At 59.5% G+C, this 25,284-nt stretch carries 19 protein-coding genes and 1 tRNA gene; 16 read left to right on the forward strand and 4 right to left on the reverse strand.

Annotation, left to right across the window (positions count from 1 at the left end):
* Nucleotides 1–10 precede the first annotated feature (10 nt).
* The 7 genes from apaG (at nt 11) to J3P76_RS23085 (ending at nt 8,096) form a co-directional block, all read left to right on the forward strand.
* Complete coding sequence (apaG, locus tag J3P76_RS23055) at nt 11–391, forward strand: Co2+/Mg2+ efflux protein ApaG (protein ID WP_434561994.1); 381 nt, start codon at nt 11–13, stop codon at nt 389–391.
* On the forward strand, nt 391–1,266 hold the full coding sequence (locus J3P76_RS23060; RefSeq protein WP_434609203.1) for a symmetrical bis(5'-nucleosyl)-tetraphosphatase: 876 nt from the start codon (nt 391–393) through the stop codon (nt 1,264–1,266). The genes apaG and J3P76_RS23060 overlap by 1 nt, the downstream gene beginning before the upstream one ends.
* A gap of 33 nt (nt 1,267–1,299) precedes the next feature.
* Entirely contained in the window at nt 1,300–1,629 is a 330-nt protein-coding gene (gene glpE, locus J3P76_RS23065; RefSeq protein ID WP_420764877.1) for a thiosulfate sulfurtransferase GlpE, read from the forward strand.
* A 299-nt stretch (nt 1,630–1,928) separates the two neighbouring features.
* Nucleotides 1,929–3,851, forward strand: coding sequence for a PrkA family serine protein kinase (locus J3P76_RS23070; RefSeq protein ID WP_420764878.1), 1,923 nt, complete (start codon nt 1,929–1,931; stop codon nt 3,849–3,851).
* 117 nt (nt 3,852–3,968) lie between these two features.
* Entirely contained in the window at nt 3,969–5,240 is a 1,272-nt protein-coding gene (locus J3P76_RS23075; RefSeq protein WP_420764879.1) for a YeaH/YhbH family protein, read from the forward strand.
* Complete coding sequence (locus J3P76_RS23080) at nt 5,237–6,802, forward strand: SpoVR family protein (protein WP_434561990.1); 1,566 nt, start codon at nt 5,237–5,239, stop codon at nt 6,800–6,802. The genes J3P76_RS23075 and J3P76_RS23080 overlap by 4 nt, the downstream gene beginning before the upstream one ends.
* 64 nt (nt 6,803–6,866) lie before the next feature.
* Nucleotides 6,867–8,096, forward strand: coding sequence for a multifunctional CCA addition/repair protein (locus tag J3P76_RS23085; protein WP_434561988.1), 1,230 nt, complete (start codon nt 6,867–6,869; stop codon nt 8,094–8,096).
* 46 nt (nt 8,097–8,142) lie between these two features.
* Here J3P76_RS23085 and folK read toward each other — a convergent pair whose 3' ends face one another.
* Both folK and folB read right to left on the reverse strand, forming a co-directional pair.
* Entirely contained in the window at nt 8,143–8,661 is a 519-nt protein-coding gene (gene folK, locus J3P76_RS23090; protein WP_420764882.1) for a 2-amino-4-hydroxy-6-hydroxymethyldihydropteridine diphosphokinase, read from the reverse strand.
* A complete protein-coding gene (folB, locus tag J3P76_RS23095) occupies nt 8,652–9,005 on the reverse strand; it encodes a dihydroneopterin aldolase (RefSeq protein ID WP_420764883.1) in 354 nt (117 codons plus the stop codon). Before folB ends, folK begins: the two co-directional genes overlap by 10 nt.
* A 74-nt stretch (nt 9,006–9,079) precedes the next feature.
* Here folB and plsY point away from each other — a divergent pair, with 74 nt between their 5' ends.
* Nucleotides 9,080–9,649: a glycerol-3-phosphate 1-O-acyltransferase PlsY gene (gene plsY / locus J3P76_RS23100; RefSeq protein WP_420764884.1), complete on the forward strand. Its 570-nt coding sequence runs from the start codon at nt 9,080–9,082 to the stop codon at nt 9,647–9,649.
* An 8-nt stretch (nt 9,650–9,657) separates the two neighbouring features.
* Here the strand turns inward: plsY and tsaD are convergent, their stop codons facing one another.
* Nucleotides 9,658–10,683, reverse strand: coding sequence for a tRNA (adenosine(37)-N6)-threonylcarbamoyltransferase complex transferase subunit TsaD (tsaD, locus tag J3P76_RS23105; RefSeq protein ID WP_434609198.1), 1,026 nt, complete (start codon nt 10,681–10,683; stop codon nt 9,658–9,660).
* Between the two features lie 199 nt (nt 10,684–10,882).
* Between tsaD and rpsU the strand changes: the two genes are divergently transcribed.
* The 5 genes from rpsU to J3P76_RS23130 all read left to right on the forward strand — a co-directional run bounded on the left by rpsU (nt 10,883) and on the right by J3P76_RS23130 (nt 19,411).
* Nucleotides 10,883–11,098 (forward strand): 30S ribosomal protein S21, encoded by a 216-nt coding sequence (gene rpsU / locus J3P76_RS23110; RefSeq protein WP_002551877.1) that lies wholly within the window; start codon nt 10,883–10,885, stop codon nt 11,096–11,098.
* Nucleotides 11,099–11,578: 480 nt separating this feature from the next.
* Nucleotides 11,579–13,537, forward strand: coding sequence for a DNA primase (dnaG, locus tag J3P76_RS23115; protein ID WP_420764886.1), 1,959 nt, complete (start codon nt 11,579–11,581; stop codon nt 13,535–13,537).
* A 67-nt stretch (nt 13,538–13,604) separates the two neighbouring features.
* A complete protein-coding gene (gene rpoD, locus J3P76_RS23120; protein WP_434701281.1) occupies nt 13,605–15,452 on the forward strand; it encodes an RNA polymerase sigma factor RpoD in 1,848 nt (615 codons plus the stop codon).
* Nucleotides 15,453–15,575: 123 nt separating this feature from the next.
* A complete protein-coding gene (locus tag J3P76_RS23125) occupies nt 15,576–19,319 on the forward strand; it encodes a bifunctional diguanylate cyclase/phosphodiesterase (RefSeq protein WP_420764888.1) in 3,744 nt (1,247 codons plus the stop codon).
* Between the two features lie 15 nt (nt 19,320–19,334).
* Nucleotides 19,335–19,411 (forward strand) — tRNA-Ile (locus J3P76_RS23130).
* 99 nt (nt 19,412–19,510) lie between these two features.
* On the opposite strand, the gene J3P76_RS23135 is transcribed toward J3P76_RS23130, so the two are convergent.
* A complete protein-coding gene (locus J3P76_RS23135; RefSeq protein ID WP_434609195.1) occupies nt 19,511–20,218 on the reverse strand; it encodes a CatB-related O-acetyltransferase in 708 nt (235 codons plus the stop codon).
* A gap of 240 nt (nt 20,219–20,458) precedes the next feature.
* On the opposite strand from J3P76_RS23135, the gene J3P76_RS23140 reads away from it, so the two are divergent.
* The 3 genes from J3P76_RS23140 to J3P76_RS23150 all read left to right on the forward strand — a co-directional run bounded on the left by J3P76_RS23140 (nt 20,459) and on the right by J3P76_RS23150 (nt 25,276).
* A complete protein-coding gene (locus J3P76_RS23140) occupies nt 20,459–22,822 on the forward strand; it encodes a hypothetical protein (protein ID WP_434609193.1) in 2,364 nt (787 codons plus the stop codon).
* Between the two features lie 35 nt (nt 22,823–22,857).
* Entirely contained in the window at nt 22,858–23,319 is a 462-nt protein-coding gene (locus J3P76_RS23145; RefSeq protein ID WP_420764891.1) for an Lrp/AsnC family transcriptional regulator, read from the forward strand.
* Between the two features lie 274 nt (nt 23,320–23,593).
* Nucleotides 23,594–25,276: a flavin monoamine oxidase family protein gene (locus J3P76_RS23150; RefSeq protein WP_420764892.1), complete on the forward strand. Its 1,683-nt coding sequence runs from the start codon at nt 23,594–23,596 to the stop codon at nt 25,274–25,276.
* The last annotated feature ends 8 nt before the right edge of the window (nt 25,277–25,284 follow it).

Here is a 25,284-nt window from a genome sequence, read left to right on the forward strand (position 1 = left end):
GCCTTTTTGCATGTCCGATCCTCGTTACCAGGTCGACGTCAGCGTCGCCACCCGCTTCCTCGCTGAACAGTCACAACCCGAGCACGACCGCTTCGCCTTCGCCTACACCATCACAGTGCGCAACAATGGCTCGCTGCCCGCCAGGCTGCTGTCACGGCATTGGATCATCACCAACGGCGACGGCCATGTAGAAGAAGTGCGTGGTGAAGGCGTGGTTGGCCAACAGCCACTGATCGATGCCGGCAAGAGCCACAGCTATAGCAGCGGGACAGTGATGACGACCAAGGTCGGCACCATGGAGGGCACCTACCAAATGCTCGCCGACGACGGTAAGCGATTCGATGCGATCATCAAGCCCTTCCGACTGGCGGTGCCCGGAGCGCTGCACTGATGGCCACGTATGCGGTTGGTGACCTGCAGGGCTGCCTGGACCCGCTCAAATGCCTGCTGGAGCAGGTAGCGTTCGACCCATGCAAAGACACGCTGTGGCTAGTCGGCGACCTGGTCAACCGTGGCCCGCAGTCGCTGGAAACCCTTCGTTTCCTCTATGGTATCCGCGACTCTTTGGTATGCGTGCTCGGCAATCACGATCTGCACCTGTTAGCCGCCTGGCAAAACATTGAGCGCCTGAAAAAATCCGACACCTTGAGCGAGATTCTCGACGCCCCCGATTGCGTCGAGCTGCTTGAATGGTTGCGCCAGCAAAAACTCATGCATTACGACGAGGCGCGCAACCTCGCGCTGGTCCATGCCGGCATCCCACCCCAATGGTCGCTGCGCAGAGCGCTCAAGTGCGCTGGCGAAGTGGAACAGGCGTTGCGCGACGACAACCTGTTCGGCCCCTACCTGGACGGCATGTACGGCAACGAACCCGTCAAATGGGACAACGACCTCACCGGCACGGCCCGTCTTCGCGTCATCACCAATTATTTCACGCGCATGCGCTTCTGCACCCGCGACGGCAAGCTCGATCTCAAGGGCAAGGAAGGCATCGAGACCGCCCCGCCCGGCTACGCGCCGTGGTTCAAGCACAAGGAGCGCAAAACCCGCGACCTGAAGATCATTTTCGGGCACTGGGCGGCACTCGAAGGCCAAACTGACGAAGCCGGGGTTATTGCCCTCGATACCGGCTGCGTCTGGGGCAGCGCGATGACACTGATGAACGTCGACACCGGCGAGTTGCTGCGCTGCGATTGCGACGAGAAGGGCCACGCCAGACTCAATACATCGACCATTGCATCATTGCCGGCCGGCACCGACGCTTGACCGGCGTTGCGCCCAAGGCCACAGGAGTACCTCATGACCGAATTCAAACGCATCTCCCCCGAGCAGGCCCAGGCCCTGCGTGAACAAGGCGCGGTGCTCGTCGATGTGCGCGACCCGGCCACTTACGCAACTTCACATATCAGTGGCTCCAAGCATTTGGATAACCATTCCCTTCACGCTTTCATCCAGGGCGCTGATCTCGATGCGCCTACCATCGTAGTCTGCTATCACGGCAACTCCAGCCAAAGCGCAGCGGCTTACCTGGTCAGCCAGGGTTTCAGTGACGTGTACAGCATGGACGGCGGCTTTGAGCTGTGGCGCACGGTTTATCCTGATGAAACAGAGCAAGGCACCCACGAATAATTTTTTATGACACCCAAGCCCACGAGAACCGCGGGCTTGGGCGATGGCGGACGAACGGTCTGCCACAACTAATTACGTATTCAACCTTTACCTCTCGGATTCCGAACTATCCTTAGCCTCAGGCCATCCAAAACAGGGGAGAGCCGGTACACCGGCGCGCGGATCATCGGGAGTCAGCTTTCAGGAGCCGCATTCTTGAAAGCATTCTGGGGGGTAAAACGGCAACTGGGGTCCCAGCGGCTGTCCAGCATCGACTGATTGATCCGACACCGGCTCCACGTATCGAGCGAGGTGACGTCATGAGTATTTTTAGCCACTTCCAGCAACGTTTCGAGTCCACGCGGCAGGAGGAGTACTCGCTGCAGGAATACCTCGAACTCTGCAAGCAAGACCGCAGTGCCTACGCATCGGCTGCGGAGCGTCTGTTGCTGGCAATCGGAGAACCTGAACTGCTGGACACCTCGACCAACTCGAGGCTCTCGCGGATTTTTTCCAACAAAGTGATCCGGCGCTACCCGGCCTTTGCAGACTTCCACGGGATGGAGGAATGCATCGAACAGATCGTGTCCTATTTCCGCCATGCCGCCCAAGGCCTGGAGGAGAAGAAGCAGATTCTCTATCTGCTCGGCCCCGTCGGTGGCGGTAAATCGTCCCTGGCCGAGAAACTCAAGCAACTGATCGAAAAAGTGCCCTTCTACGCCATCAAGGGCTCTCCTGTCTTCGAATCGCCCCTGGGGCTTTTCAACGCCACCGAGGACGGCGCGATCCTCGAAGAGGACTTCGGCATTCCCCGTCGCTACCTCAACACCATCATGTCGCCATGGGCCACCAAGCGCCTGGCGGAGTTCGGCGGCGACATCAGCCAGTTCCGCGTGGTCAAGCTCTATCCTTCGATCCTCAACCAGATCGCGGTGGCCAAGACCGAACCAGGTGACGAAAACAACCAGGACATCTCGGCCCTCGTGGGCAAGGTCGATATCCGCAAGCTAGAAGAATTCCCACAGAACGACGCCGATGCCTATAGCTATTCGGGCGCGCTGTGCCGGGCCAACCAGGGCCTGATGGAGTTCGTCGAGATGTTCAAGGCGCCGATCAAGGTGCTTCACCCATTGCTGACCGCCACCCAGGAGGGTAACTACAACAGCACCGAGGGGCTGGGGGCGATACCATTCAGCGGCATTCTGCTCGCTCACTCCAACGAATCGGAATGGCATACCTTCCGCAACAACAAAAACAACGAAGCCTTCATCGACCGGATCTACATCGTCAAGGTGCCTTACTGCCTGCGCGTCTCCGATGAGGTGAAGATCTACGACAAGCTGCTGTTCAACAGCTCGCTGTCCAAGGCCCATTGCGCGCCCGACACGCTGAAGATGCTCGCCCAGTTCACTGTGTTGTCGCGCCTGAAGGAGCCGGAGAACTCCAACATCTATTCGAAGATGCGGGTGTACGACGGCGAAAACCTCAAGGACACCGATCCGAAGGCCAAGTCGATCCAGGAATACCGGGACAACGCGGGCGTGGACGAAGGGATGAACGGACTGTCCACCCGTTTTGCGTTCAAGATCCTGTCCAAGGTGTTCAACTTCGACCCCCACGAAATCGCCGCCAACCCTGTCCATCTGCTGTACGTTCTCGAGCAACAGATCGAGCAGGAGCAGTTCCAGGCGGAGACCCGGGAGCGCTACTTGCGTTTCCTCAAGGAGTACCTGGCGCCACGGTACATCGAGTTCATCGGCAAGGAGATCCAGACGGCCTATCTGGAGTCTTACAGCGAGTACGGCCAGAACATTTTCGACCGTTACGTGCTGTATGCGGATTTCTGGATCCAGGACCAGGAATATCGCGATCCGGAAACGGGCGAGATTCTCAATCGCGTAGCGCTCAACGAAGAGTTGGAAAAGATCGAGAAACCCGCGGGCATCAGCAATCCGAAGGACTTCCGCAACGAAATCGTCAATTTTGTCCTACGCGCCCGGGCCAACAACAACGGCAAGAACCCTACCTGGCTCAGCTACGAGAAGCTTCGGGTGGTCATCGAGAAGAAAATGTTCTCCAACACCGAAGACCTGTTGCCCGTCATCAGCTTCAATGCCAAGGCCAGCAAAGAGGACCAGCAAAAACACAACGACTTCGTTACACGCATGGTCGAACGTGGCTATACCGACAAACAGGTACGGCTGCTGTCCGAGTGGTACCTGCGGGTCCGTAAATCACAATAGCCAGCAACAAGCCGCAAGCGACAAGCTGCAAGAGGAAAGCGCGTGAACCCTGGAGCCGGGTTACTGCTTCCACTTGCAGCTTGCAGCTCACCACTTGAAGCTGCCCGGAGGGCACCCATGAGCTATGTGATCGACCGACGCCTGAATGGCAAGAACAAGAGCACGGTAAATCGCCAGCGTTTCTTGCGGCGCTACCGCGACCACATCAAGAAGGCCGTCGAGGAGGCGGTCAGTCGTCGTTCCATTACGGATATGGAACATGGCGAGCAGATCAGCATCCCTGGCCGGGATATTGACGAGCCGGTGCTTCACCATGGCCGGGGCGGCAAGCAGACCGTCGTACACCCTGGAAACAAGGAATTCACCAGCGGCGAGCATATCCCTCGCCCACCCGGTGGAGGCGGCGGCAAGGGCCCGGGCAAGGCTGGCAATTCCGGCGAGGGCATGGATGAATTCGTCTTCCAGATCACCCAAGAAGAGTTCCTTGAATTCATGTTCGAGGACCTGGAACTGCCAAACCTGGTCAAACGCAACCTGACCGGCACCGATACTTTCAAGACCGTGCGCGCCGGTATCAGCAATGAGGGTAATCCGGCGCGGATCAATATCATCCGCACCCTGCGCTCAGCCCACGCACGTCGCATCGCGCTTTCGGGCAGCAGCCGGGCAAAACTGCGCGAGGCCAAGGAGGAGCTTGCCCGCCTCAAGCAGGAGGAGCCGGACAATTTCGGCGACATCCAGGCCTTGGAAGCGGAAATCGAGCGTCTTAGCGCGCGCATCCATCGCGTGCCGTTCCTCGATACCTTCGACCTCAAGTACAACCTTTTGGTGAAGCAACCGAATCCTAGCTCCAAAGCGGTCATGTTCTGCCTGATGGACGTGTCCGGCTCAATGACGCAGGCCACCAAAGACATCGCCAAGCGGTTCTTCATCCTGTTGTACCTGTTCCTCAAGAGGAATTACGACAAGATCGATGTGGTGTTCATCCGGCACCACACCAGCGCCAGGGAAGTCGACGAAGAAGAGTTTTTCTATTCAAGGGAAACCGGCGGCACCATTGTTTCCAGCGCCCTGAAGCTGATGCAGGAAATCATGGCCGAACGCTACCCCGCCAACGAATGGAACATCTATGCGGCCCAAGCGTCCGACGGTGACAACTGGAACGACGACTCGCCGATTTGTCGCGACATCCTGATCAACCAGATCATGCCGTTCGTCCAGTACTACACGTACGTCGAGATTACGCCGCGCGAACATCAAGCGCTGTGGTATGAATACGAACGCATTGCCGAAGCGTTTTCCGATACTTTTGCCCAGCAGCAACTGGTCTCGGCCGGGGATATCTACCCGGTCTTCCGTGAACTCTTCCAGCGCAGGTTAGTGACATGACCGCCAAAAAAGAGCAGAAACGCCAGCCTATTTCCACCGGCTCCGAATGGACGTTCGAGCTGATACAAGCGTACGACCGTGAGATCAGCCGTATCGCGGATCGCTATGCCCTGGACACCTATCCCAACCAGATCGAAGTGATCACCGCCGAGCAAATGATGGATGCCTATGCATCCGTCGGTATGCCGTTGGGTTATCACCATTGGTCGTATGGCAAGCACTTTCTCAGTACCGAGAAATCCTACAGCCGGGGCCAGATGGGCCTGGCCTATGAGATCGTGATCAACTCCGACCCATGCATCGCCTATCTGATGGAGGAGAACACGATCTGCATGCAGGCGCTGGTGGTGGCTCATGCCTGTTATGGCCATAACAGCTTTTTCAAGGGCAACTATCTGTTCCGCACATGGACCGATGCCAGCTCGATCATCGACTACCTGGTCTTCGCCAAGCAGTACATCATGCAATGCGAAGAGCGCCATGGCATCGACGCGGTGGAGGACTTGCTGGACTCTTGCCATGCCCTGATGAACTACGGCGTGGACCGCTACAAGCGACCCTATCCGATCTCCGCCGAAGAGGAACGGCGACGCCAGAAGGATCGAGAGGAACATCTGCAGAAACAGATCAATGACCTATGGCGGACCATTCCCAAAGGCGCCGACAAGTACAACGAGAAGGACAATGCACGCTTTCCGGCCGAGCCCCAGGAAAACATTCTCTACTTCATCGAAAAACATGCGCCCCTGCTGGAGCCCTGGCAACGGGAAATCGTGCGTATCGTGCGCAAGATTGCCCAGTATTTCTATCCGCAGCGCCAGACCCAGGTCATGAACGAAGGGTGGGCGACGTTCTGGCACTACACCTTGATGAACGACCTGTACGACGAGGGCCTGGTCACGGACGGCTTCATGATGGAGTTCCTGACCTCCCATACCAGCGTGGTGTTTCAGCCCGGCTTCGACAGTCCGTATTACAGCGGCATCAATCCCTATGCTCTGGGTTTCGCCATGTATCGGGACATCCGGCGCATGTGCGAAAACCCTACGGAGGAAGATCGCCGCTGGTTCCCGGAAATCGCCGGCTCGGACTGGCTGTCGACGATCAAATTCGCGATGAGCAGCTTCAAGGATGAAAGTTTTATCCTGCAATACCTGTCGCCCAAGGTAATACGCGACCTCAAGCTGTTCAGCATCCTTGACGACGATCAAAAAGATGACCTGCTGGTGCCCGCCATCCATGACGAAGGTGGTTACCGCGTCATCCGGGAAACCCTGGCGGCGCAATACAATCTGGGCAACCGCGAGCCCAACGTGCAGATCTACAGCATCGACCGCCGCGGTGATCGCTCACTGACTCTGCGTCATCAGCAGCACAACCGCAAACCGCTAGGCGAATCAACGGATGAGGTACTCAAGCACCTGCATCGTCTATGGGGGTTCGACATCCATCTGGAAACCCTGCAGGGCGATCAAGTGATGAAAACCCATCATGTGCCGCCACGCACCGAACAAGCCGAAGGAGATTATGGGCGCCTGGATCTGGCCGTCATTCATCTTTGATCACGCTTTCGCCTCCGAACGTCCGACATAAAGGTTTATCCTGTCGGCCCAACGGAGGTTTTTTATGCAGATCTACAAAGTCGGCGGCGCTGTACGCGATCGCCTGCTAGGCATCCCCGTCACCGACGTTGACCGGGTCGTGGTGGGCGCCACTGCCGAGGAGATGCTCGCCAAGGGTTTTCGCCCCGTAGGGGCTGATTTTCCGGTATTTCTTGATCCAAAGACTGGCGAGGAATACGCCCTGGCCCGCACCGAGCGCAAGAACGGCCGAGGTTATGGTGGTTTCGTGTTCCATGCCAGCCCCGAGGTCACGCTCGAAGAAGACCTGGTCCGCAGAGACTTGACGATCAACGCGATGGCCGAGGACGACCACGGCAATCTCACCGATCCCTACCACGGGCAGCGCGATCTGGAAGCACGCTTGCTCCGTCACGTTTCCCCCGCATTCGCCGAAGATCCCCTTAGAGTCTTGCGCGTTGCACGTTTTGCGGCACGCTATGCCCCCCTGGGTTTCAAGGTGGCCGACGAGACGCTCGAGCTGATGCGCCAGCTCAGCGAATCCGGCGAACTGGAGGCATTGACGGCTGAACGCAGCTGGAAGGAAATTTCCAGAGCGCTGATGGAGAGCCAGCCCCAGGTATTTATCCAGGTACTGCGCGACTGCGACGCCCTAAAAATCCTCATGCCCGAAGTGGATGCGCTGTTTGGCGTTCCACAACCCGAAGTCCATCATCCGGAAATCGACACCGGCGCTCACACGCTGAGCGTGCTGGAACAGTCGGCACGGCACAAGCAACCGCTGACCGTGCGCTGGGCTTGCCTGCTGCATGACCTGGGCAAAGGCCTGACACCCGAGCATGAATGGCCGAGACACATCGCCCATGAGCACAAGGGGCTGAAGCTGATCAAAGCGGTCAACGAACGCTTCAAGGCGCCACGCGACTGTCAGGAATTGGCACTGCTGGTTGGCCAATATCACACGCATGGACACCGCGCGCTTGAATTAAAGGCGTCTACGCTGCTGGAACTGTTGCAAAGCTTTGATGTGTACCGCCGTCCCCAGCGCTTCGAGGAGTTCATCATGGCCTGCGAAATGGATGCACGGGGGCGCAAGGGGCTTGAGGAACGGAATTATCCACAGGCTGATTATCTGCGGGGAGCCGCGGCAGCGGCTCGCGCAGTGGCGGTGCAGCCGCTGTTGGAAAAGGGCTTCAAGGGACAGGAACTGGGTGAGGCAATCAAGCGTGAGCGCCTCAGGGCATTGAAGGCCTACAAGGAAGCAGCAGCGAATTAAAGGCGGTCGTGCCAGTTTCCGCGTGTTCGCCGGGGGTTCCGCCGCCTCAGAGCAGATCCGGTGGCGTAAGCTGCTGCCCTCGCCATTGGAAAGCCACCGGGGCCAATACCTGGTCGATCTGCGCCTCTTCCCACAACGTGGCAAAGCTTTTGCCCACGCCAGGGTGGATTCGATCCGGCGCGATCAAAGACAAAGGCCACAGGACAAAGGCATTCTTGAGAATTTCGGCACGCGGTAGGATCAAGCCGTCGAAGTTGCCTACCTGCTCGCCATACAACAACACGTCGATGTCCAGCGGCAGGCCCTTGCGGTCCGGTGCATAACGACCGTTGTCGGCCTCGATGAACTTGAGGCGACGGTCCAACTCAATCAGCGACAGGTCAGTGAAGGCCGACAAGACGAAATTGAAAAAAGGCCCACTCTTGATACCCACCGGCTGGCTCTCGAACACGGCCGAACAGCGCATGTCCACCAGGAAACCGGCCAGTGCTTCAAGCCCCGCGCATAGATGGGTTTCGCGCTCGATATTGCTACCAAGCCCGAGGAAAACCTGTGTCAGCGACATCCGCGCTCGATCTCCACGCCCACACCGCTGGCAGCCGGTACGGCGCCAGGCTTGGTCACTTTCAGGCGCAGCCAGGTGATTTCGAACTCATCCATGAGCACCTGGGCCAGTCGTTCGGCAAAGGTCTCGACCAACTGGAACTGCGCCTGCTCGGCGAACGCCTGGATGCGTGACGATACGCTGGCGTAATCGAGCGCCAGGGTCAGGTCGTCGCCCGCAGCGGCCGGACGGTTGTCCCAGGCAAAACTCAGGTCAAGGCGCAGGCACTGTCGGATGCCTCGTTCCCAGTCGTAGGCACCGATTACCGTGTCGACTTCAAGGCCTTCGATAAAAACTCTGTCCAAGCACTCTTCTCCGCAGCACGACAAGGGCGCATTGCGCCGTTAGAATCAGGGCGTCCCCGCCCGGAATGGTTAGCATGTTTTGGTTACTGGCGATCCTCGCCTACCTGCTCGGCTCACTGTCCTTCGCCATTTTGCTCAGCCGCCTGACCGGTCGTCCGGATCCGCGAATGAGTGGCTCGGGTAATGCCGGCGCCACCAACATGCTACGCCTGGCCGGACGAAAACTCGCCATCCTGACCCTGCTCGGTGACCTCTGCAAAGGCCTCTTCCCGGTACTGATCGCCAGCCTTGCAGGACTGTCGTTACAGCAACAGGCCTGGATCGGCGTCTGTGCCGTCATCGGCCATCTGTTCCCATTGTACTTTCGCTTTCGTGGCGGCAAGGGCGTCGCCACTGCCGCTGGAATGCTGCTGGGCCTGTATCCGCCGGCCGCCCTGCTTGCCGTCTGCACCTGGCTACTGACTTTCTACCTGACCCGCACCAGCTCGCTAGCCGCGCTGATCGCCACACCGCTCACCCTGCCATTACTGGCTTGGCAGGAGCCGGCGGCCCTGCTGCCGATGACAGCGCTCGTCGCGCTGATCGTCTGGCGTCACCGGGGCAATCTACGCGACCTGTTCGCCGGGCGCGAACGGCATTTCTAAACGTCGCTTCACAGCGGCGACAACTGCTCCATTGGCCAACGGGCCTGCACGCTGATCGCCAGGCTCTCCTGCTGGCCCGCTTGCAGGCGCTGGCAGCCGGCAAAGGCAATCATCGCGCCGTTATCCGTGCAGAACTGTGGTCGAGCGTAGTAAACGTCGCCCTTCATGTCGCCGAGCATTTTTTCCAGGGATATCCGCAACGCCTTGTTCGCGCTCACGCCGCCGGCGATAACCAGGCGCTTGAGCCCGGCCTGCTTCAACGCGCGCTTGCACTTGATGGTCAAAGTCTCTACCACGGCCTGCTGGAACGCCAGGGAGATGTCGCAACGGGCTTGCTCACTGTCGTCCCCGGCGCTGACACATTGCTGCCAGGTGTTCAGCGCGAAGGTTTTCAAGCCGCTGAAGCTGAAATCCAGACCCGGTCGATCGCACATCGGACGCGGAAAGACGAAACGTCCTTCAACACCCTGGGTTGCCAGCCGTGCGATTTCCGGCCCGCCCGGATAGTTGAGCCCCATCATCTTCGCGGTTTTGTCGAAAGCTTCCCCGGCGGCATCATCGAGCGATTCACCCATGAGCTCGTATTGACCGATCCCATCCACGCGGACCAGCTGGGTATGCCCACCCGACACCAACAAAGCGACGAACGGGAATTGCGGCGGCTGCGGCTCCAGCATCGGCGCCAGCAGATGGCCTTCCATGTGATGCACGCCCAGCGCCGGGATGCCCCAGGCAAAGGCCAGCGCCTGGGCGCAGGAAGCGCCGACCAGCAGCGCGCCCACCAGGCCCGGCCCGGCCGTATAGGCAATGGCATCGATCTCGGTCGGCACACAGTCGGCTTCGGCCAGGACCTGGCGGATCAAGGGCAGCATGCGCTTGACGTGGTCGCGGGACGCAAGCTCGGGCACCACGCCGCCGTAGGCGCGATGCAGGTCGATTTGACTGAACAAAGCGTCAGCCAGCAGGCCGCGCTCACTGTCGTAGAGGGCAACGCCGGTTTCGTCGCAGGATGTTTCTAATCCCAGTACTAGCATGGGTTTGCGCCTTGTAGAGGCTGAATTCGAAGGCGCGCATAATAGTCGCCGCGTTGTGCCCCGACCAGCGGTTTTCGATCAGAGGCTTTGCATTCCGAGCGATGAGGGGTTAACATCCGCAACCCTTAAAAACCGACGTCTTCAAGTGCTCTTTTGCCGCGAGGATGTTGACCCCGGTAATGAATGAAGGTAGCTCTGGATGCCAGCCGTCAAAGTAAAAGAGAACGAACCCTTCGACGTAGCTCTGCGTCGTTTCAAGCGCTCCTGCGAAAAAGCCGGTGTTCTGGCTGAAGTTCGTAGCCGCGAATTCTACGAGAAGCCGACTTCCGAGCGTAAGCGCAAAGCAGCAGCCGCTGTTAAGCGTCACGCCAAGAAAGTTCAGCGCGAACAGCGCCGCGCCGTACGTCTGTACTAATACACAGACGCCCGTCGCAAGCTTCTTGCCAAGCCCGGCCTTCAAGCCGGGCTTATGGCATTTGCGGAACAACGCTTGATGCTTCACCGTCAAAGTCGCAGACGCGACCTAGACAACCCGCTTCACCGCGTCAGACCTGGCTCTTTTGCCAGCGGTGCACGTCTCTTCTGACGAGCCTTCCAAGGCTACTGACGAGCACACCCTGATTCCTCTAACGACGATCAGCCCAAGGCACCTGCCTGCGTGCCCGCCTCATGAGCTATCCGTGGCCAGATCGGCCGTTACCGGATTCAGCGCAACACATTCATACAGTCGAGTACTGATAGTAATTAACGTCAGTGGACAATCGGCAGATACACTTCCGACAGCAATGAAGCAAACGATCCGGTCGAGCCACCTTTTTGCCGTGCCTCGAAACCTGGAATCGATCATGCCTGCTGGTTTCGGATCCCTATTTCGCGCAGTGATGATGAGAACGCCATGGCCGGGCTAATTCCCCAGAGCTTTATTGACGACCTCCTGAACCGCACCGACATCGTCGACGTGGTCAGCTCTCGCCTGCAAATGAAGAAAGCAGGCAAGAACTACACCGCCTGCTGCCCGTTTCACAAAGAGAAAACCCCGTCCTTCAGCGTCAGCCCCGACAAGCAGTTCTATTACTGCTTTGGCTGCGGCGCGGGCGGCAATGCCCTCGGCTTCATCATGGACCACGACAACCTGGACTTCCCCCAGGCAGTCGAAGAACTGGCCAAAGCCGCAGGCATGGAAATTCCACGGGAAGAGAGCGGCCGGCAGCACAAGCCACGCCAACCCACCGATTCGCCGCTTTATCCGCTGCTGACGGCGGCAGCGGACTTTTATCGCCAGGCGCTTAAAAGCCACCCCGCGCGCAAGGCGGCGGTGGACTACCTCAAGGGTCGCGGATTGACTGGCGAGATTGCCCGGGATTTCGGCCTCGGCTTCGCCCCGCCCGGCTGGGACAATCTGTACAAACACCTGAGCAGCGACACGCTCCAGCAGCGCGCCATGATCGACGCAGGCCTGCTCATCGAGAACGCCGAGACAGGCAAGCGCTACGATCGCTTCCGTGACCGAGTGATGTTTCCGATCCGCGATACACGGGGGCGCATCATCGCCTTCGGCGGCCGGGTTCTGGGCGATGACAAGCCCAAGTACCTGAACTCTCCGGAAACCCCGGTTTTCCATAAAGGCCAGGAACTCTATGGCCTTTACGAGGCACGCAAGAACAACCGCAACCTCGACGAGATCATTGTCGTGGAAGGCTACATGGACGTTATCGCCCTGGCACAGCAAGGCTTGCGCAACGCCGTTGCGACCCTGGGAACGGCCACCAGCGAAGAACACATGAAGCGCCTGTTTCGCGTGGTGCCCAGCGTGCTGTTCTGCTTCGATGGCGACCAGGCGGGACGCAACGCCGCCTGGCGCGCATTGGAAGCGACATTGCCATGCCTGCAGGACGGGCGACGTGCACGTTTCCTGTTCCTGCCCGAAGGCGAGGACCCGGATACCCTGGTGCGCTCCGAAGGCACCGACGCATTTCGTGCGCGGATCAACCAGCACGCCCAACCGCTGGCCGATTATTTTTTCCAGCAACTGACCGAAGAAGCCGATCCACGCTCCCTTGAAGGCAAGGCCCACATGGCCACTCTCGCGGCACCGCTGATCGACAAGGTGCCCGGTGCCAACCTGCGCACACTCATGCGCCAACGGCTCAGCGAAATCACCGGCCTGAACAACGAAGCGATGAATCAATTGGTGCACAGCGCTCCGCAGGAAGCACCGCCAGCGTATGACCCAGGCATCGATTACGACGCGATGCCGGATTTCGCCGACTATCATCAACCTCAGCAGGATTACGCGCCTCAGCAGGAATGGACGTCGAAAAAAACCGCCGGTGGCGGCAAGAAATGGGACAAGAAACCCTGGGACAAGAACGGCAAGCGGGGCGATCGCGACCAGCCACGTGTCCCGCGCGTGCCGGCCGCCGTCGAACCACCAACACTGGCCGCCCTGCGCACCTTGCTGCATCACCCGCAACTGGCTGAGAAGGTAGAGGACGCAGGACATTTTGCCGCCGAGGACCACAGCAATACACAATTGCTGGTCGCACTCCTTGAAGCCGTGCAGAAGAACCCCAAGCTAAACTCATTCCAGTTGATCGCTCGGTGGCATGGCACCGAGCAGGGGCGCCTCTTGAAGGCGCTGGCCGAGAAGGAATGGCTGATAGAGGGAGACAACCTTGAACAACAGTTTTTCGACACCATTACTAGCTTGTCCGCCCGCCAACGCGAGCGAAACCTGGAACAACTTCTGCGCAAAGCTCGCCAGAGCGAGTTGACCAGCGAAGAGAAAAACCAATTGCGGGATTTACTCAGCCGCAATGTTTGCGCATCAAACCCGACCTCAACTGGCGCGTGAGGTCACAGCTCAGGTATAATCCTCGGCTTGTTTTTTGCCCGCCAAGACCTTCAGTGGATAGGGTGTTATGTCCGGAAAAGCGCAACAGCAGTCTCGTATCAAAGAGTTGATCCTATTGGGTCGTGAGCAGGGCTACCTGACTTACGCGGAGGTCAACGACCACCTGCCGGAGGATATTTCAGATCCGGAACAGGTGGAAGACATCATCCGCATGATCAATGACATGGGGATCAACGTATTCGAGGTTGCTCCAGATAAGGATGCCCTTATGCTGGCCGACGCCGATACCGACGAGGCGGCCGCTGAAGAAGCGGCCGCAGCGTTGGCGGCGGTCGAGACCGACATTGGTCGCACCACCGACCCCGTGCGCATGTATATGCGTGAAATGGGTACGGTAGAGCTCCTCACGCGTGAAGGCGAAATCGAAATCGCCAAGCGTATTGAAGAAGGCATCCGTGAAGTGATGGGCGCGATCGCGCACTTCCCTGGCACGGTCGACCATATTCTCTCCGAGTACACCCGCGTTACCACCGAAGGTGGCCGCCTATCCGACGTCCTGAGCGGCTACATCGACCCGGACGACGGCATCGCGCCGCCTGCCGCTGAAGTGCCGCCGCCGATCGACGCGAAAGCCGCCAAGGCTGACGACGATACCGATGACGAAGACGCCGAAGCGAGCGACGACGAAGAAGAGGCCGAAAGCGGTCCCGATCCGGTCATCGCTGCCCAGCGCTTCGGTGCCGTGGCCGACCAGATGGAGATCACCCGCAAGGCCCTGAAAAAGCATGGTCGCCACAACAAGCAGGCAATCGCCGAGCTGTTGGCGCTGGCCGAGCTGTTCATGCCGATCAAGCTTGTACCCAAGCAGTTCGAAGGCTTGGTAGAGCGTGTTCGCAGTGCCTTGGATCGCCTGCGTCAGCAAGAGCGCGCGATCATGCAATTGTGCGTTCGTGATGCGCGCATGCCCCGTGCAGACTTCCTGCGCCAGTTCCCTGGTCACGAAGTCGACGAAAGCTGGACCGATGCACTGGCCAAGGGCAAGAGCAAATACGCCGAAGCCATTGCCCGCCTGCAACCGGACATCATTCGTTGCCAGCAGAAGCTAAGCGCGCTGGAGACCGAGACCGGCCTGAGCATCGCTGAAATCAAGGACATCAACCGTCGCATGTCGATCGGCGAAGCCAAGGCCCGCCGCGCGAAGAAAGAGATGGTCGAAGCGAACTTGCGTCTGGTGATCTCCATCGCCAAGAAGTACACCAACCGTGGCCTGCAATTCCTCGACCTGATCCAGGAAGGCAACATCGGCCTGATGAAAGCGGTGGACAAGTTCGAATACCGTCGCGGCTACAAGTTCTCGACTTATGCTACCTGGTGGATCCGTCAGGCGATCACTCGCTCGATCGCCGACCAGGCCCGCACCATCCGTATTCCGGTGCACATGATCGAGACGATCAACAAGCTCAACCGTATTTCCCGGCAGATGTTGCAGGAGATGGGTCGCGAACCGACCCCGGAAGAGCTGGGCGAACGCATGGAAATGCCTGAGGACAAGATCCGCAAGGTACTGAAGATCGCCAAAGAGCCGATCTCCATGGAAACCCCGATCGGCGATGATGAAGACTCCCATCTGGGTGACTTCATCGAAGACTCCACCATGCAGTCGCCGATCGATGTCGCCACCGTTGAGAGCCTCAAGGAAGCGACTCGCGAAGTACTTTCCGGCCTCACGGCCCGTGAAGCCAAGGTTCTGCGCATGCGTTTCGGCATCGACATGAATACCGACCACACCCTCGAGGAAGTCGGTAAGCAGTTCGATGTGACCCGTGAGCGGATTCGTCAGATCGAAGCCAAGGCGTTGCGCAAACTGCGCCACCCGACGCGAAGCGAGCATCTACGCTCTTTCCTCGACGAGTGACCTTCAAAACCCCCGGCCCTGCCGGGGGTTTTGCTATGCGCAGATAAAACGCTTTCGTTGCCACCCCCGCCCTTTTGCCCGTCTACACTCGAAACATCCTCCCCAAGCCAAGACGAGACCGTGATGCCCAGACTGACGGCCGTGCTTTTGCTGTCACTGATGACCTGGACCGCGACGGCCGGCGCGTTGACGCTCACCGACGAAGAGCGCCGCTGGCTCAAGGACCACCCCGACCTGCGCCTGGGTGTCGATGCCTCATGGCCGCCGTTCGAATTCCGCGACGATCAGGGGCGCTACCAAGGCCTGGCTGCCGATTACGTCGATATCATTCGCCAGCGATTGGCGATTACATTGACGCCCATCGAGCCAGTGAGCTGGACCGTGGTGCTGGAGCAGGTCGCACAGGGCAAAATCGATCTTTTGCCGGGCATCATGTCCACCCCCGAACGCCAGAATTATCTGGCTTTTACCCGTCCCTACCTGGATTTCCCGATTGTCATCCTCGCCCATCACGGGGGCGCCCAACCGCGCAGGCTGGAGGACTTGTACGGCTTGAAGATCGCCGTGGTGGAAAACTATGCCCCCCACGAGTTGTTGCGCAATCACCATCCCGACCTGAATCTGGTTGCCCTGCCCAACGTCAGCTCGGCCTTGCAGGCGCTGGCGACGGATCAGGTGGATGCCGTGGTGGGTGACCTTGCTTCCAGCGTCTGGAGCCTGCGCCAGCTCAAGCTCGATGGGCTCTACGTAAGTGGGGAAACGCCCTACCGGTATCAATTGGCGATGGCCGTCCCCCAGGAAAACAAGATTCTCGTGGGCATTCTGGACAAAGTGATGGCAGATATGACGTCGGCCGAAATCAGCGAGATCCAGGAAAAGTGGATCGGCAATGTGCGCGATTATCGTCAACTCTGGTCAGATCTGCTGCTTTACGGCCTGCCAGGAATGCTTCTGCTGGGCGGCATCCTGGCCGTGGTGATTCGCATCAATCGTCGCCTCAGCTCGGAAATAGCCCGGCGAGTCGATCTTGAACAGGAACTGCGCAGCAGCGAATACCATTATCGGGGATTGGTCGAGAGCCTTTCGGCCATCGCATGGGAAGCGAGGGTCAGCGATTTCACCTACAGCTACGTGTCGCCCCACGCCGAAGAGCTGCTCGGCTACCCTCTCGCCCATTGGCTCATTCCTGGCTTCTGGCGCAACATCATCCACCCGGCAGACCTCATACGCGCCCAGACTTATTGCGACCACGAAGTGCTTGCCGGCCGCGATCACTGCGTCGATTACCGGGTTATCACTGCTGATGGTCGCTGCCTCTGGGTCAGGGATATCGTCAGCCTCATCCAGCACGGCCACGAGCCGCTGATGCGTGGCTTGATGATCGACATCAGTGAAGCCAAGCACACCGAGGAAGCGTTACGTCTTTCCGAACAAAAATTCGCCTCGGTGTTTCGCCAGTGCCCCGACATCCTGGTGATTGCGCGCCTGCAGGACGGCTGCCTGCTGGAAGTGAACAAAGCTTTCGAGGAACAGATCGGCATCAGTGCCGACCAGGTGATTGGCAAAAACACTACGGACCTGGACATCTGGGGCATTCAAGGCGTCGGGCCAAGCCTGTTGCAGCGTTTGCAGGCCGGCAGCATCCGCAACCTCGAAATGCCCTTTCGACGCAGCAACGGCCAGGTGTTTACCGGCCTGATCTCGGCCGAACCCTTCGATCTCGACACCACCCCCGCCCTGGTGGTGGTCGTGCGCGACATCAGCCAACTCAAGGAAACCCAACAACAACTGCAGACCTCCGAAGAAAAGTTCGCCAAGGCTTTTCATGCCTCGCCCGACGGCCTGTTGCTGTCCCGGCAAAGCGACGGCCTGCTGATAGAAGTCAACGAGGGTTTCAGTCGCATCACCGGTTTCAACAGCGCCCTGTCGGTGGATCGCTCCACGCTGGACCTCGGCATCTGGGTCAACCTCAACGAACGCAAACAGATGCTCGACCTGCTGCAACGGGACGGTTTCGTCAAGGATTTCAGCTGCCATATCCGCCGCAACGACGGGCAGATCCGGCTCTGCGAGGTGTCCAGCCGTCCCCTGCCCATCGGCAATGAAGACTGCATGCTGACCATCGCCCGGGACATCACTGAGCGCCACTTCATGCAGGAAAAACTGCAACAGGCAGCCACCGTGTTCGAAAGCACCGCCGAGGGCGTCCTGATCACCGACACGCAACAGCACATCAACGCCGTCAACCGCGCTTTCACCGAAATCACCGGCTATAGCGAAAGCGAAGCATTGGGCCACACCCCCCGCTTACTGGCCTCCGGCCTACATGACAGTGCCTTCTATGCGGCAATGTGGCATCAGCTGACGGCGGAGGGTCATTGGCAAGGAGAGATTTCCAACCGACGTAAAAACGGGGAACTGTACCCCAGCTGGCTAACCATCAGCGCCGTGCGCAACCGGGGCCATCAAATCACTCACTTCGTTGCGGTTTTTGCCGATATTTCAAGCCTCAAGCACGCCCAGGCCCGACTCGATTACCAGGCACACCACGACCCGCTCACCGGCCTTCCGAATCGCACCTTGTTCGAAAGCCGCTTGCTGACCGCCCTGAACAGCCAGCAGGAAAACGGGGGACAAGGCGCAGTGTTGTTCCTTGATCTGGACCGTTTCAAACATATCAACGACAGCCTCGGGCACCCGGTCGGTGACCTGCTGCTAAAGGGCATCGCCGTACGGCTGCGCGAGCAGCTACGGGACATCGACACAGTGGCGCGCCTGGGAGGCGACGAGTTCATCATCCTGCTGCCTGGCCTGCAACAGCCCAGCGACGCCGAGCACATCGCCCAAAAACTCCTGAACTGTTTTGGCGCGCCTTTCCAGGCAGGTGAACACGAGTTTTTCATCAGCGCCAGCATTGGTACCAGCCTGTATCCTCAGGATGGCTGCGACGTGGCCACGCTGGTCAAGAATGCCGACGCGGCGATGTACCGATCCAAAGCCAAGGGGCGCAACCGGGTAGAAAGCTACACCCGCGACCTCACGGCCCAAGCCAGCGAGCGCGTGGCGCTGGAACACGAACTGCGACGGGCGATCGAGCGCAACGAGTTGTCGTTGTCTTTCCAGCCAAAAATCAGCCTGGTCGACAACAGCCTGGTGGGCGCCGAGGCACTGATTCGCTGGACCCATCCGACGTTCGGCGACGTGCCCCCGGAACACTTCATTCCTCTGGCCGAAGAAAACGGGATGATCCTGCAGATCGGCGACTGGGTGCTAGAGACCGCCTGCCGACAGCTATGCGAATGGAATTGCACTCACGAAAGCCTCGGCCCGCTGTCAGTGAACCTGGCTGGCGTCCAACTGCGCCAACCCAACCTGCTGGGTCGTATCGAACAACTCTTGCGGGAAAACCATCTCGAACCGGGCTTATTGCAACTGGAGATTACCGAAAACTTCATCATGAGCCAGGCCGAAGAAGCCCTGGCAGTGTTGCACCAGTTGAAAAAACTCGGTGTGCAACTGGCCATCGACGACTTCGGCACCGGCTATTCCTCACTCAGCTACCTCAAGCGCCTGCCGCTGGATATCCTCAAGATCGACCAATCCTTCGTCCGCGGCCTGCCCGATGACCCCCACGACGCGGCCATCGTACGGGCAATTATCGCCCTGGGTCGCAGCATGCAATTCACCATCATCGCCGAAGGCGTCGAAACCCTGGCCCAACAACAATTCCTCGCCGAGGAGGGCTGCGAACAGATCCAGGGCTACATTGTCAGCCTGCCCCTGTGCGCCGAAGAGTTCGCCGCAACGTTTCTGCGTGTAACCGTATCGGATTTTTCGGATAGCACAGCCGAGAAACCGTCGCTATAATCCGCGGCCTACTGAGGGCCCATAGCTCAGTTGGTTAGAGCAGAGGACTCATAATCCTTTGGTCCACGGTTCGAGTCCGTGTGGGCCCACCAAACTGAAAGCCGCGCATTGCGCGGCTTTTGCTTTTCCAGACGGTCATCATCTTGACTTGTCGGGGCCAGAAAAAAGCGTACAACCATCAATCGCAAGCACTACGTCACGGTCATCATTTCCCCCGCGCGACAACCCTTACGTGTCACGCTGATTTTTCGGTACTGAGCAGCCACCGGAGCTTTGCGCTCCAGCAGCTCCAGGCAGGTTTCAGGTTCGTCGAGGGGCAGCGTCTTCAATTCCTCCACCTCGATTTCCCACCACCGACTCGCCAACAGGCGCTCGATAACATCAGGAGCGTGCCTGAACCGCACTACCTTGGCCGGGACGCCCGCTACGATTGCGTAGGCCGGCACATCCCCAGCCACGACTGCCCGGGTTGCAATCACCGCGCCCGTGCCGACGTTGACGCCCTCCATGACCATGGCATGGCTGCCCACCCAGACGTCGTGGCCAATCGTGGCCATTTGGGTCCTGGCACGGTAACTCAGCGGGGAAGCCGTGTATTGGAAAGGATGAGAGCTGAGCCAATCGGTGGGATGCGTGTGCTTTTCCTGGCCTATCACCACGCCAGTGCCCATTGAGCAAAAGCGACCGATCGATGCCACCAGGGATAGATGGCTGCCACTGCGGATATAAGTGTGGGCGCCGATCGCGAGACGCGGCGAGTCAATGTCGACGTGCCCAAGGGCAACGCCCTCTTCCAGGGTCAGCTCTGTCCTCCTGCTCAGCGATTGGAGGCCGCCAGCAAGCTTGCACCGGTGTCTCTTGACCCAACGCTTCCAGTAAAAATCTTTTAACGATCCCATCTTGTTTCCCAAGACTGCAAAGCAGTTCATAGCGGAACGCAATTGCAGCAGAGATACCGGGCCGTGTATGTCAGGCCATTCCGAAAATCCTCATGAAGCCGGTTAGCCTCGACCCGTCGTTTTTTTCAGTGCGGCTCACTTACAATTGCAAACCCCGGCCTTCGAGAGACCTCCATCATCGCCACTCCCAGCCTGTCCCGCCTGTTCCTCGAACTCTTCTGGCAACTCGGCATCCTCGTGGTGCCAGCCTTTTTCGTTACCGTTCTGCCCCCGCCGCTGGCCTTGCTGGCAGTGATTTTCCTAGGGTCGCTGATGGGCCTCGCCGCGCGCCTGGGCGCTCTGACGATGGGCCGAGGCATCGCGAGGCTGACGGTGGGTGCCGTATTTGGCCTGGGCTTCAGCCTGGGCCGGGCGCTGCCGGAGTGGTGGGGCATTCTCGTGGCGATCATCGCCATCATTGTCGGGCTCGCCTGGGTCAGCAAATGGGAGCGGCGCCTTGGGTTGGCACCGGTTTCCACCAAGGGGCCAAGCGCCTGGGGCGGTAACGAGCCGCTTCTGACCCCGGAAGGCGAGCCAATCCGGGTGTTCAACCACAGTGAAATCGCCATGGGCGGTCCTGTGTATTGCGATTACTTGTTTCCAGACGGCGTACTTTTGCAAGGGATCGGTTCTTCGGCGGTATTTTCCAGCGACTGGCGCTATTTTGCCGCGCCGGTGCCGTCACGGCAGAACTGGGGACTGGTCATTCTCGACCGCCAGCAGCGCACCTTATACCGCTGCGCCGAAAGCGAATTCTGGGAGCTGGACGCTTTTGATTCTGATCAACTGAGCGGCCGCTACAGCCCATTGGTCGATAACGGCGTCCGTCAGGTTCGCCTGGAAAAGCTGCTACAAACCGCAGAGGCAGTCGACCTGATTCCCGTCGCGGATCTTTGGCTGGAGCCTGGCTGGCACCCGGACAATCTCCAGCCTACCTTCGAACGTCCGTCCGCTGATGGTCGACAATGCCTGGCTGGCAACATCATCTTGCCGGCTACGCTGCGCGATTTGGACCGACCCCTGGAGCCACTGTATTCGCCGCGCTATGCCGTCAGCATCAATGGGCAGCCGTCCGGGCTCTTGATGACCGCCGATGCGCCATTGGTGTGGAGCACCGATCACCGCGCCCTGGTGTGCCTGGCCGGGGAACAGGCCAACGAGGCGCAAGGCGAACGGTATTGGTCGTGGCAAGTGGACAAAGGCTGGCGCGACCTGCCCTTGCCTTGGATCAAGAGCACCACCGAACCGTCTTTTTATTGGCATGACTTGCTGAAGCTCGATGCAGGCCAGGTGCATATCGACGCTTACCTCGACTATCCACGACCGGGTTCCGGCCAGTATGGCTACCGCTTGGACAGTATCCACAGCGATACCGAGACGCAGACGGGCCACGACATCCAGGGTCGGGTGCAGGTGGGCGAGTTCAAGCTGACGCGCACGGCCATCGTCATGCCGTTGGACAGCCCGGGCCGCCGGGGCGATTCGCACATCGAGACCCAAGCGCTGCTGGGCGGCACAAGCGCGCGCCTGGGCTGGCAGGGTGACAATCGCGAAGGGCTTGGTGGCTATCGCTGCCAGACCGGTGACTGGCTCCTGCCGGAACGCTGGCTGCTGGATCATCGCGCCTCGGACTGTGGTCGGTACCTGGCGCTGCTGCCTTTTGGAGGGGCAACGACCGTTGCCACCCATGCAGTGGTGGCCGACGTGCAAGAGCGGCGCCTGCTGAAAGGGCCCGCCATGTGGGTAGAACGGATCCTCGACTTTCGCGATGGTCGGTTGAGTCTGGCGGTGGTCGTAGGTCGTCTCGACAATGATCTGCAGAGCAGCCCGCTCCGGCGCTTCAATGTCGCGGCGCCAGAGGTCGGCAGCGACGCGTCTTTCTGTCGCCCCAACGAGCAATCCCGGCTGTTCTATAACACGGTGCAGTTGCAGCCCACAGACTCGCAACTGAGCGTCATCCCCCCATGGCGCTTGGTGGATCGGCCGCAAGCGGCGACTGCCGATGGCGATTTCATCCAGCCCGCGCCGACTCATCGGGACGCTGCCTGGCTGTTCGGCAGCGAGACCGAATATGCCGACAGCTGGGTGCGCGCCGGTACGCCGCGGCTTGGCGGTTATCTGCTGACGGCTTCAGGCTGCGCCTTGGTCGATCTGGCCCCTTCGATGATCTGGTCCTCGGATGGCCGCTACCTGGCCCTGACCCGCATGGCAACTGACGTGGCGCAGCTGTGCGAAAGTTATCGGGGCTGGCAAATGATGCTTCTCGATGTCCAGGCGCACACGCTGCGGATTCATCCGCGATGGCTGGGCAATCGGCCCGAGTTCGAAGGCTTCGATGAAGAAAAGCTGCGGGTCCGGTGTTTCGAACGCGACTGGGAAACCGAAGACGATGAGGATCGAGGCGCGGCGCAGTCGTTTACGCTCGACGATTTGCTGCTGCTGCCCGCGGAACAACTGATCGGCGAGGACGGCCTCTGGCTCAGGCCTTCGCAAGCGCACCTCGCCCCAGCCTGGCGAGCGCTGGCCTTGCCTGCCATCAGCTACTTCGAACGCCGGAGCCTGTAACATGCCCGCCAATGATGCCTGCGCTGGAGCTGACCTTGACTGATACCCGCCCTCCCGTCCTCGACGAAATTGATCGCCAGCTGATCGCGGCGCTGCAAATCAACGCCCGGGAAAGCGTCGCCGTGCTTGCCCGGCAGTTGGGCATCGCCCGCACGACCGTGACCTCGCGCCTGGCTCGACTGGAAAAATCCAAGATCATCACCGGATACGGCGTGCGTCTGGGGCAGCGAGTGATCGATGGCGGTTTGCAGGCTTACGTCGGCATAAAGGTCCAGCCACGCTCGGGGAAAGACGTATTGCGGCGCTTGAGTGCGATGGCCCAGGTCCAGCAGTTGTGCGCGGTGAGCGGCGAGTTCGATTACGTGGCCTGGCTGCGCACCGACTCGCCGGAACAGCTGGATCAACTGCTGGACCAGATCGGCAGCGTGGACGGGGTGGAGAAAACTACCACTTCGATCATTCTCAGCAGCAAGATCGACCGGGGGCAGCCCGTCTAGAACCTGCCCAAAATCCTGTGGGAGCGAGCCTGCTCGCGATGGCGGCGGATCAGTCAACATTTGCACGGGCTGACGGCCCGCTATCGCGAGCAGGCTCGCTCCTACAAGAGCTGGTTTCGTCATTAAGCCTATCTAGGCAGTGAAAATGACGGCGATACGTACAAAACGACGACACATTGCGTCTTATTAACGTGTTTCATGCTCTCTAGAATGGCTGGCATCTTTCCTATACTCAGACGCGAACACCGCGCCGAGTCGCCTACCAAGGTCAGCCATGAACAAGAACAATCGCCACCCTGCCAACGGCAAGAAACCCATCACCATTTTCGGCCCGGACTTTCCCTTCGCCTTTGACGACTGGATCGAACACCCAGCTGGCCTGGGCATGATTCCGAAGCACAATCACGGCGCCGAGGTAGCGATTGTCGGCGCCGGGATCGCCGGCCTGGTGGCCGCTTACGAGCTGATGAAAATGGGCCTCAAACCGGTGGTGTACGAGGCGTCGAAGCTGGGCGGACGCCTGCGCTCCCAAGCGTTCAACGGCGCCGAAGGTATCGTCGCCGAACTCGGCGGCATGCGTTTCCCAGTGTCGTCCACGGCGTTCTACCACTACGTCGACAAGCTGGGCCTGGAGACAAAACCCTTTCCCAACCCGTTGACGTCGGCCTCGGGCAGCACGGTCATCGACCTTGAAGGGCAGACCTATTACGCAGAAAGCATGGCTGACCTTCCGGCGTTATTCCAAGAAGTGGCCGACGCCTGGGCCGACGCATTGGAGGCTGGCTCGCGCTTCGGCGATATCCAGCAAGCGATCCGCGACCGCGACGTCCCGCGTCTCAAGGAGCTGTGGAACACCCTGGTGCCGCTGTGGGATGACCGCACCTTCTATGACTTTGTCGCTACGTCAAAGGCCTTCGCCAAGCTCTCGTTCCAGCATCGCGAAGTGTTCGGCCAGGTTGGTTTCGGCACTGGCGGCTGGGACTCGGACTTTCCCAACTCGATGCTCGAAATCTTTCGCGTGGTGATGACCAACTGCGACGATCATCAGCACCTGGTGGTCGGCGGCGTCGAGCAGGTCCCCCACGGAATCTGGAAACACGTGCCAGAGCGCTGCGTGCATTGGCCGGAAGGCACCAGCCTGAATTCGTTGCACCTGGGCGCGCCTCGCAGCGGCGTGAAGCGCATTGCCCGTGCCGATAACGACCGCTTCACCGTGACCGACGTCTGGGGTGACACCCGGGAATACGCCGCCGTGCTGGTGACGTGCCAGACTTGGCTGCTGACCACCCAGATCGAATGTGAAGAAGCGCTGTTCTCGCAAAAAATGTGGATGGCCCTGGACCGCACCCGCTACATGCAAGCATCGAAGACATTCGTGATGGTCGACCGGCCCTTCTGGAAGGACAAGGACCCGCAGACCGGCCGCGACTTGATGAGCATGACCCTCACCGATCGGCTGACTCGCGGCACTTACCTGTTCGACAACGGCGACGACAAGCCAGGCGTCATCTGCCTGTCCTACTCATGGATGAGCGATGCGTTGAAAATGCTGCCGTATCCCGTGGAAAAACGCGTGAGGCTGGCGCTTGATGCGCTGAAAAAAATCTATCCGAACGTCGACATCGCCGCGCGGATCATTGGCGATCCGATCACAGTTTCCTGGGAAGCCGACCCCTATTTCCTCGGTGCATTCAAAGGCGCCCTGCCGGGCCACTACCGATACAACCAACGCATGTATGCACACTTCATGCAAGACGACATGCCGGCTGAACAAAAAGGGATCTTTATCGCCGGTGATGACGTCTCATGGACACCCGCCTGGGTAGAAGGCGCGGTCCAGACCTCGCTCAATGCCGTGTGGGGGATCATGAAACATTTCGGCGGTGAAACTCACCCCGAGAACCCGGGGCCAGGCGATGTGTTCGACGAAATCGGTCCGATCGCCTTGCCCGAATAAGGAGTTGT

This window comes from Pseudomonas sp. D1-36 (assembly GCF_051132205.1).
Lineage (GTDB): Bacteria > Pseudomonadota > Gammaproteobacteria > Pseudomonadales > Pseudomonadaceae > Aquipseudomonas.

Coding starts and splice junctions, on each gene's coding strand:
- apaG (WP_434561994.1), top strand. CDS start 11: ATGTCCGATCCTCGTTACCAGGTCGACGTCAGCGTCGCCACCCGCTTC.
- J3P76_RS23060 (WP_434609203.1), top strand. CDS start 391: ATGGCCACGTATGCGGTTGGTGACCTGCAGGGCTGCCTGGACCCGCTC.
- glpE (WP_420764877.1), top strand. CDS start 1,300: ATGACCGAATTCAAACGCATCTCCCCCGAGCAGGCCCAGGCCCTGCGT.
- J3P76_RS23070 (WP_420764878.1), top strand. CDS start 1,929: ATGAGTATTTTTAGCCACTTCCAGCAACGTTTCGAGTCCACGCGGCAG.
- J3P76_RS23075 (WP_420764879.1), top strand. CDS start 3,969: ATGAGCTATGTGATCGACCGACGCCTGAATGGCAAGAACAAGAGCACG.
- J3P76_RS23080 (WP_434561990.1), top strand. CDS start 5,237: ATGACCGCCAAAAAAGAGCAGAAACGCCAGCCTATTTCCACCGGCTCC.
- J3P76_RS23085 (WP_434561988.1), top strand. CDS start 6,867: ATGCAGATCTACAAAGTCGGCGGCGCTGTACGCGATCGCCTGCTAGGC.
- folK (WP_420764882.1), bottom strand. CDS start 8,661: ATGTCGCTGACACAGGTTTTCCTCGGGCTTGGTAGCAATATCGAGCGC.
- plsY (WP_420764884.1), top strand. CDS start 9,080: ATGTTTTGGTTACTGGCGATCCTCGCCTACCTGCTCGGCTCACTGTCC.
- tsaD (WP_434609198.1), bottom strand. CDS start 10,683: ATGCTAGTACTGGGATTAGAAACATCCTGCGACGAAACCGGCGTTGCC.
- rpsU (WP_002551877.1), top strand. CDS start 10,883: ATGCCAGCCGTCAAAGTAAAAGAGAACGAACCCTTCGACGTAGCTCTG.
- dnaG (WP_420764886.1), top strand. CDS start 11,579: ATGGCCGGGCTAATTCCCCAGAGCTTTATTGACGACCTCCTGAACCGC.
- rpoD (WP_434701281.1), top strand. CDS start 13,605: ATGTCCGGAAAAGCGCAACAGCAGTCTCGTATCAAAGAGTTGATCCTA.
- J3P76_RS23125 (WP_420764888.1), top strand. CDS start 15,576: ATGCCCAGACTGACGGCCGTGCTTTTGCTGTCACTGATGACCTGGACC.
- J3P76_RS23135 (WP_434609195.1), bottom strand. CDS start 20,218: ATGGGATCGTTAAAAGATTTTTACTGGAAGCGTTGGGTCAAGAGACAC.
- J3P76_RS23150 (WP_420764892.1), top strand. CDS start 23,594: ATGAACAAGAACAATCGCCACCCTGCCAACGGCAAGAAACCCATCACC.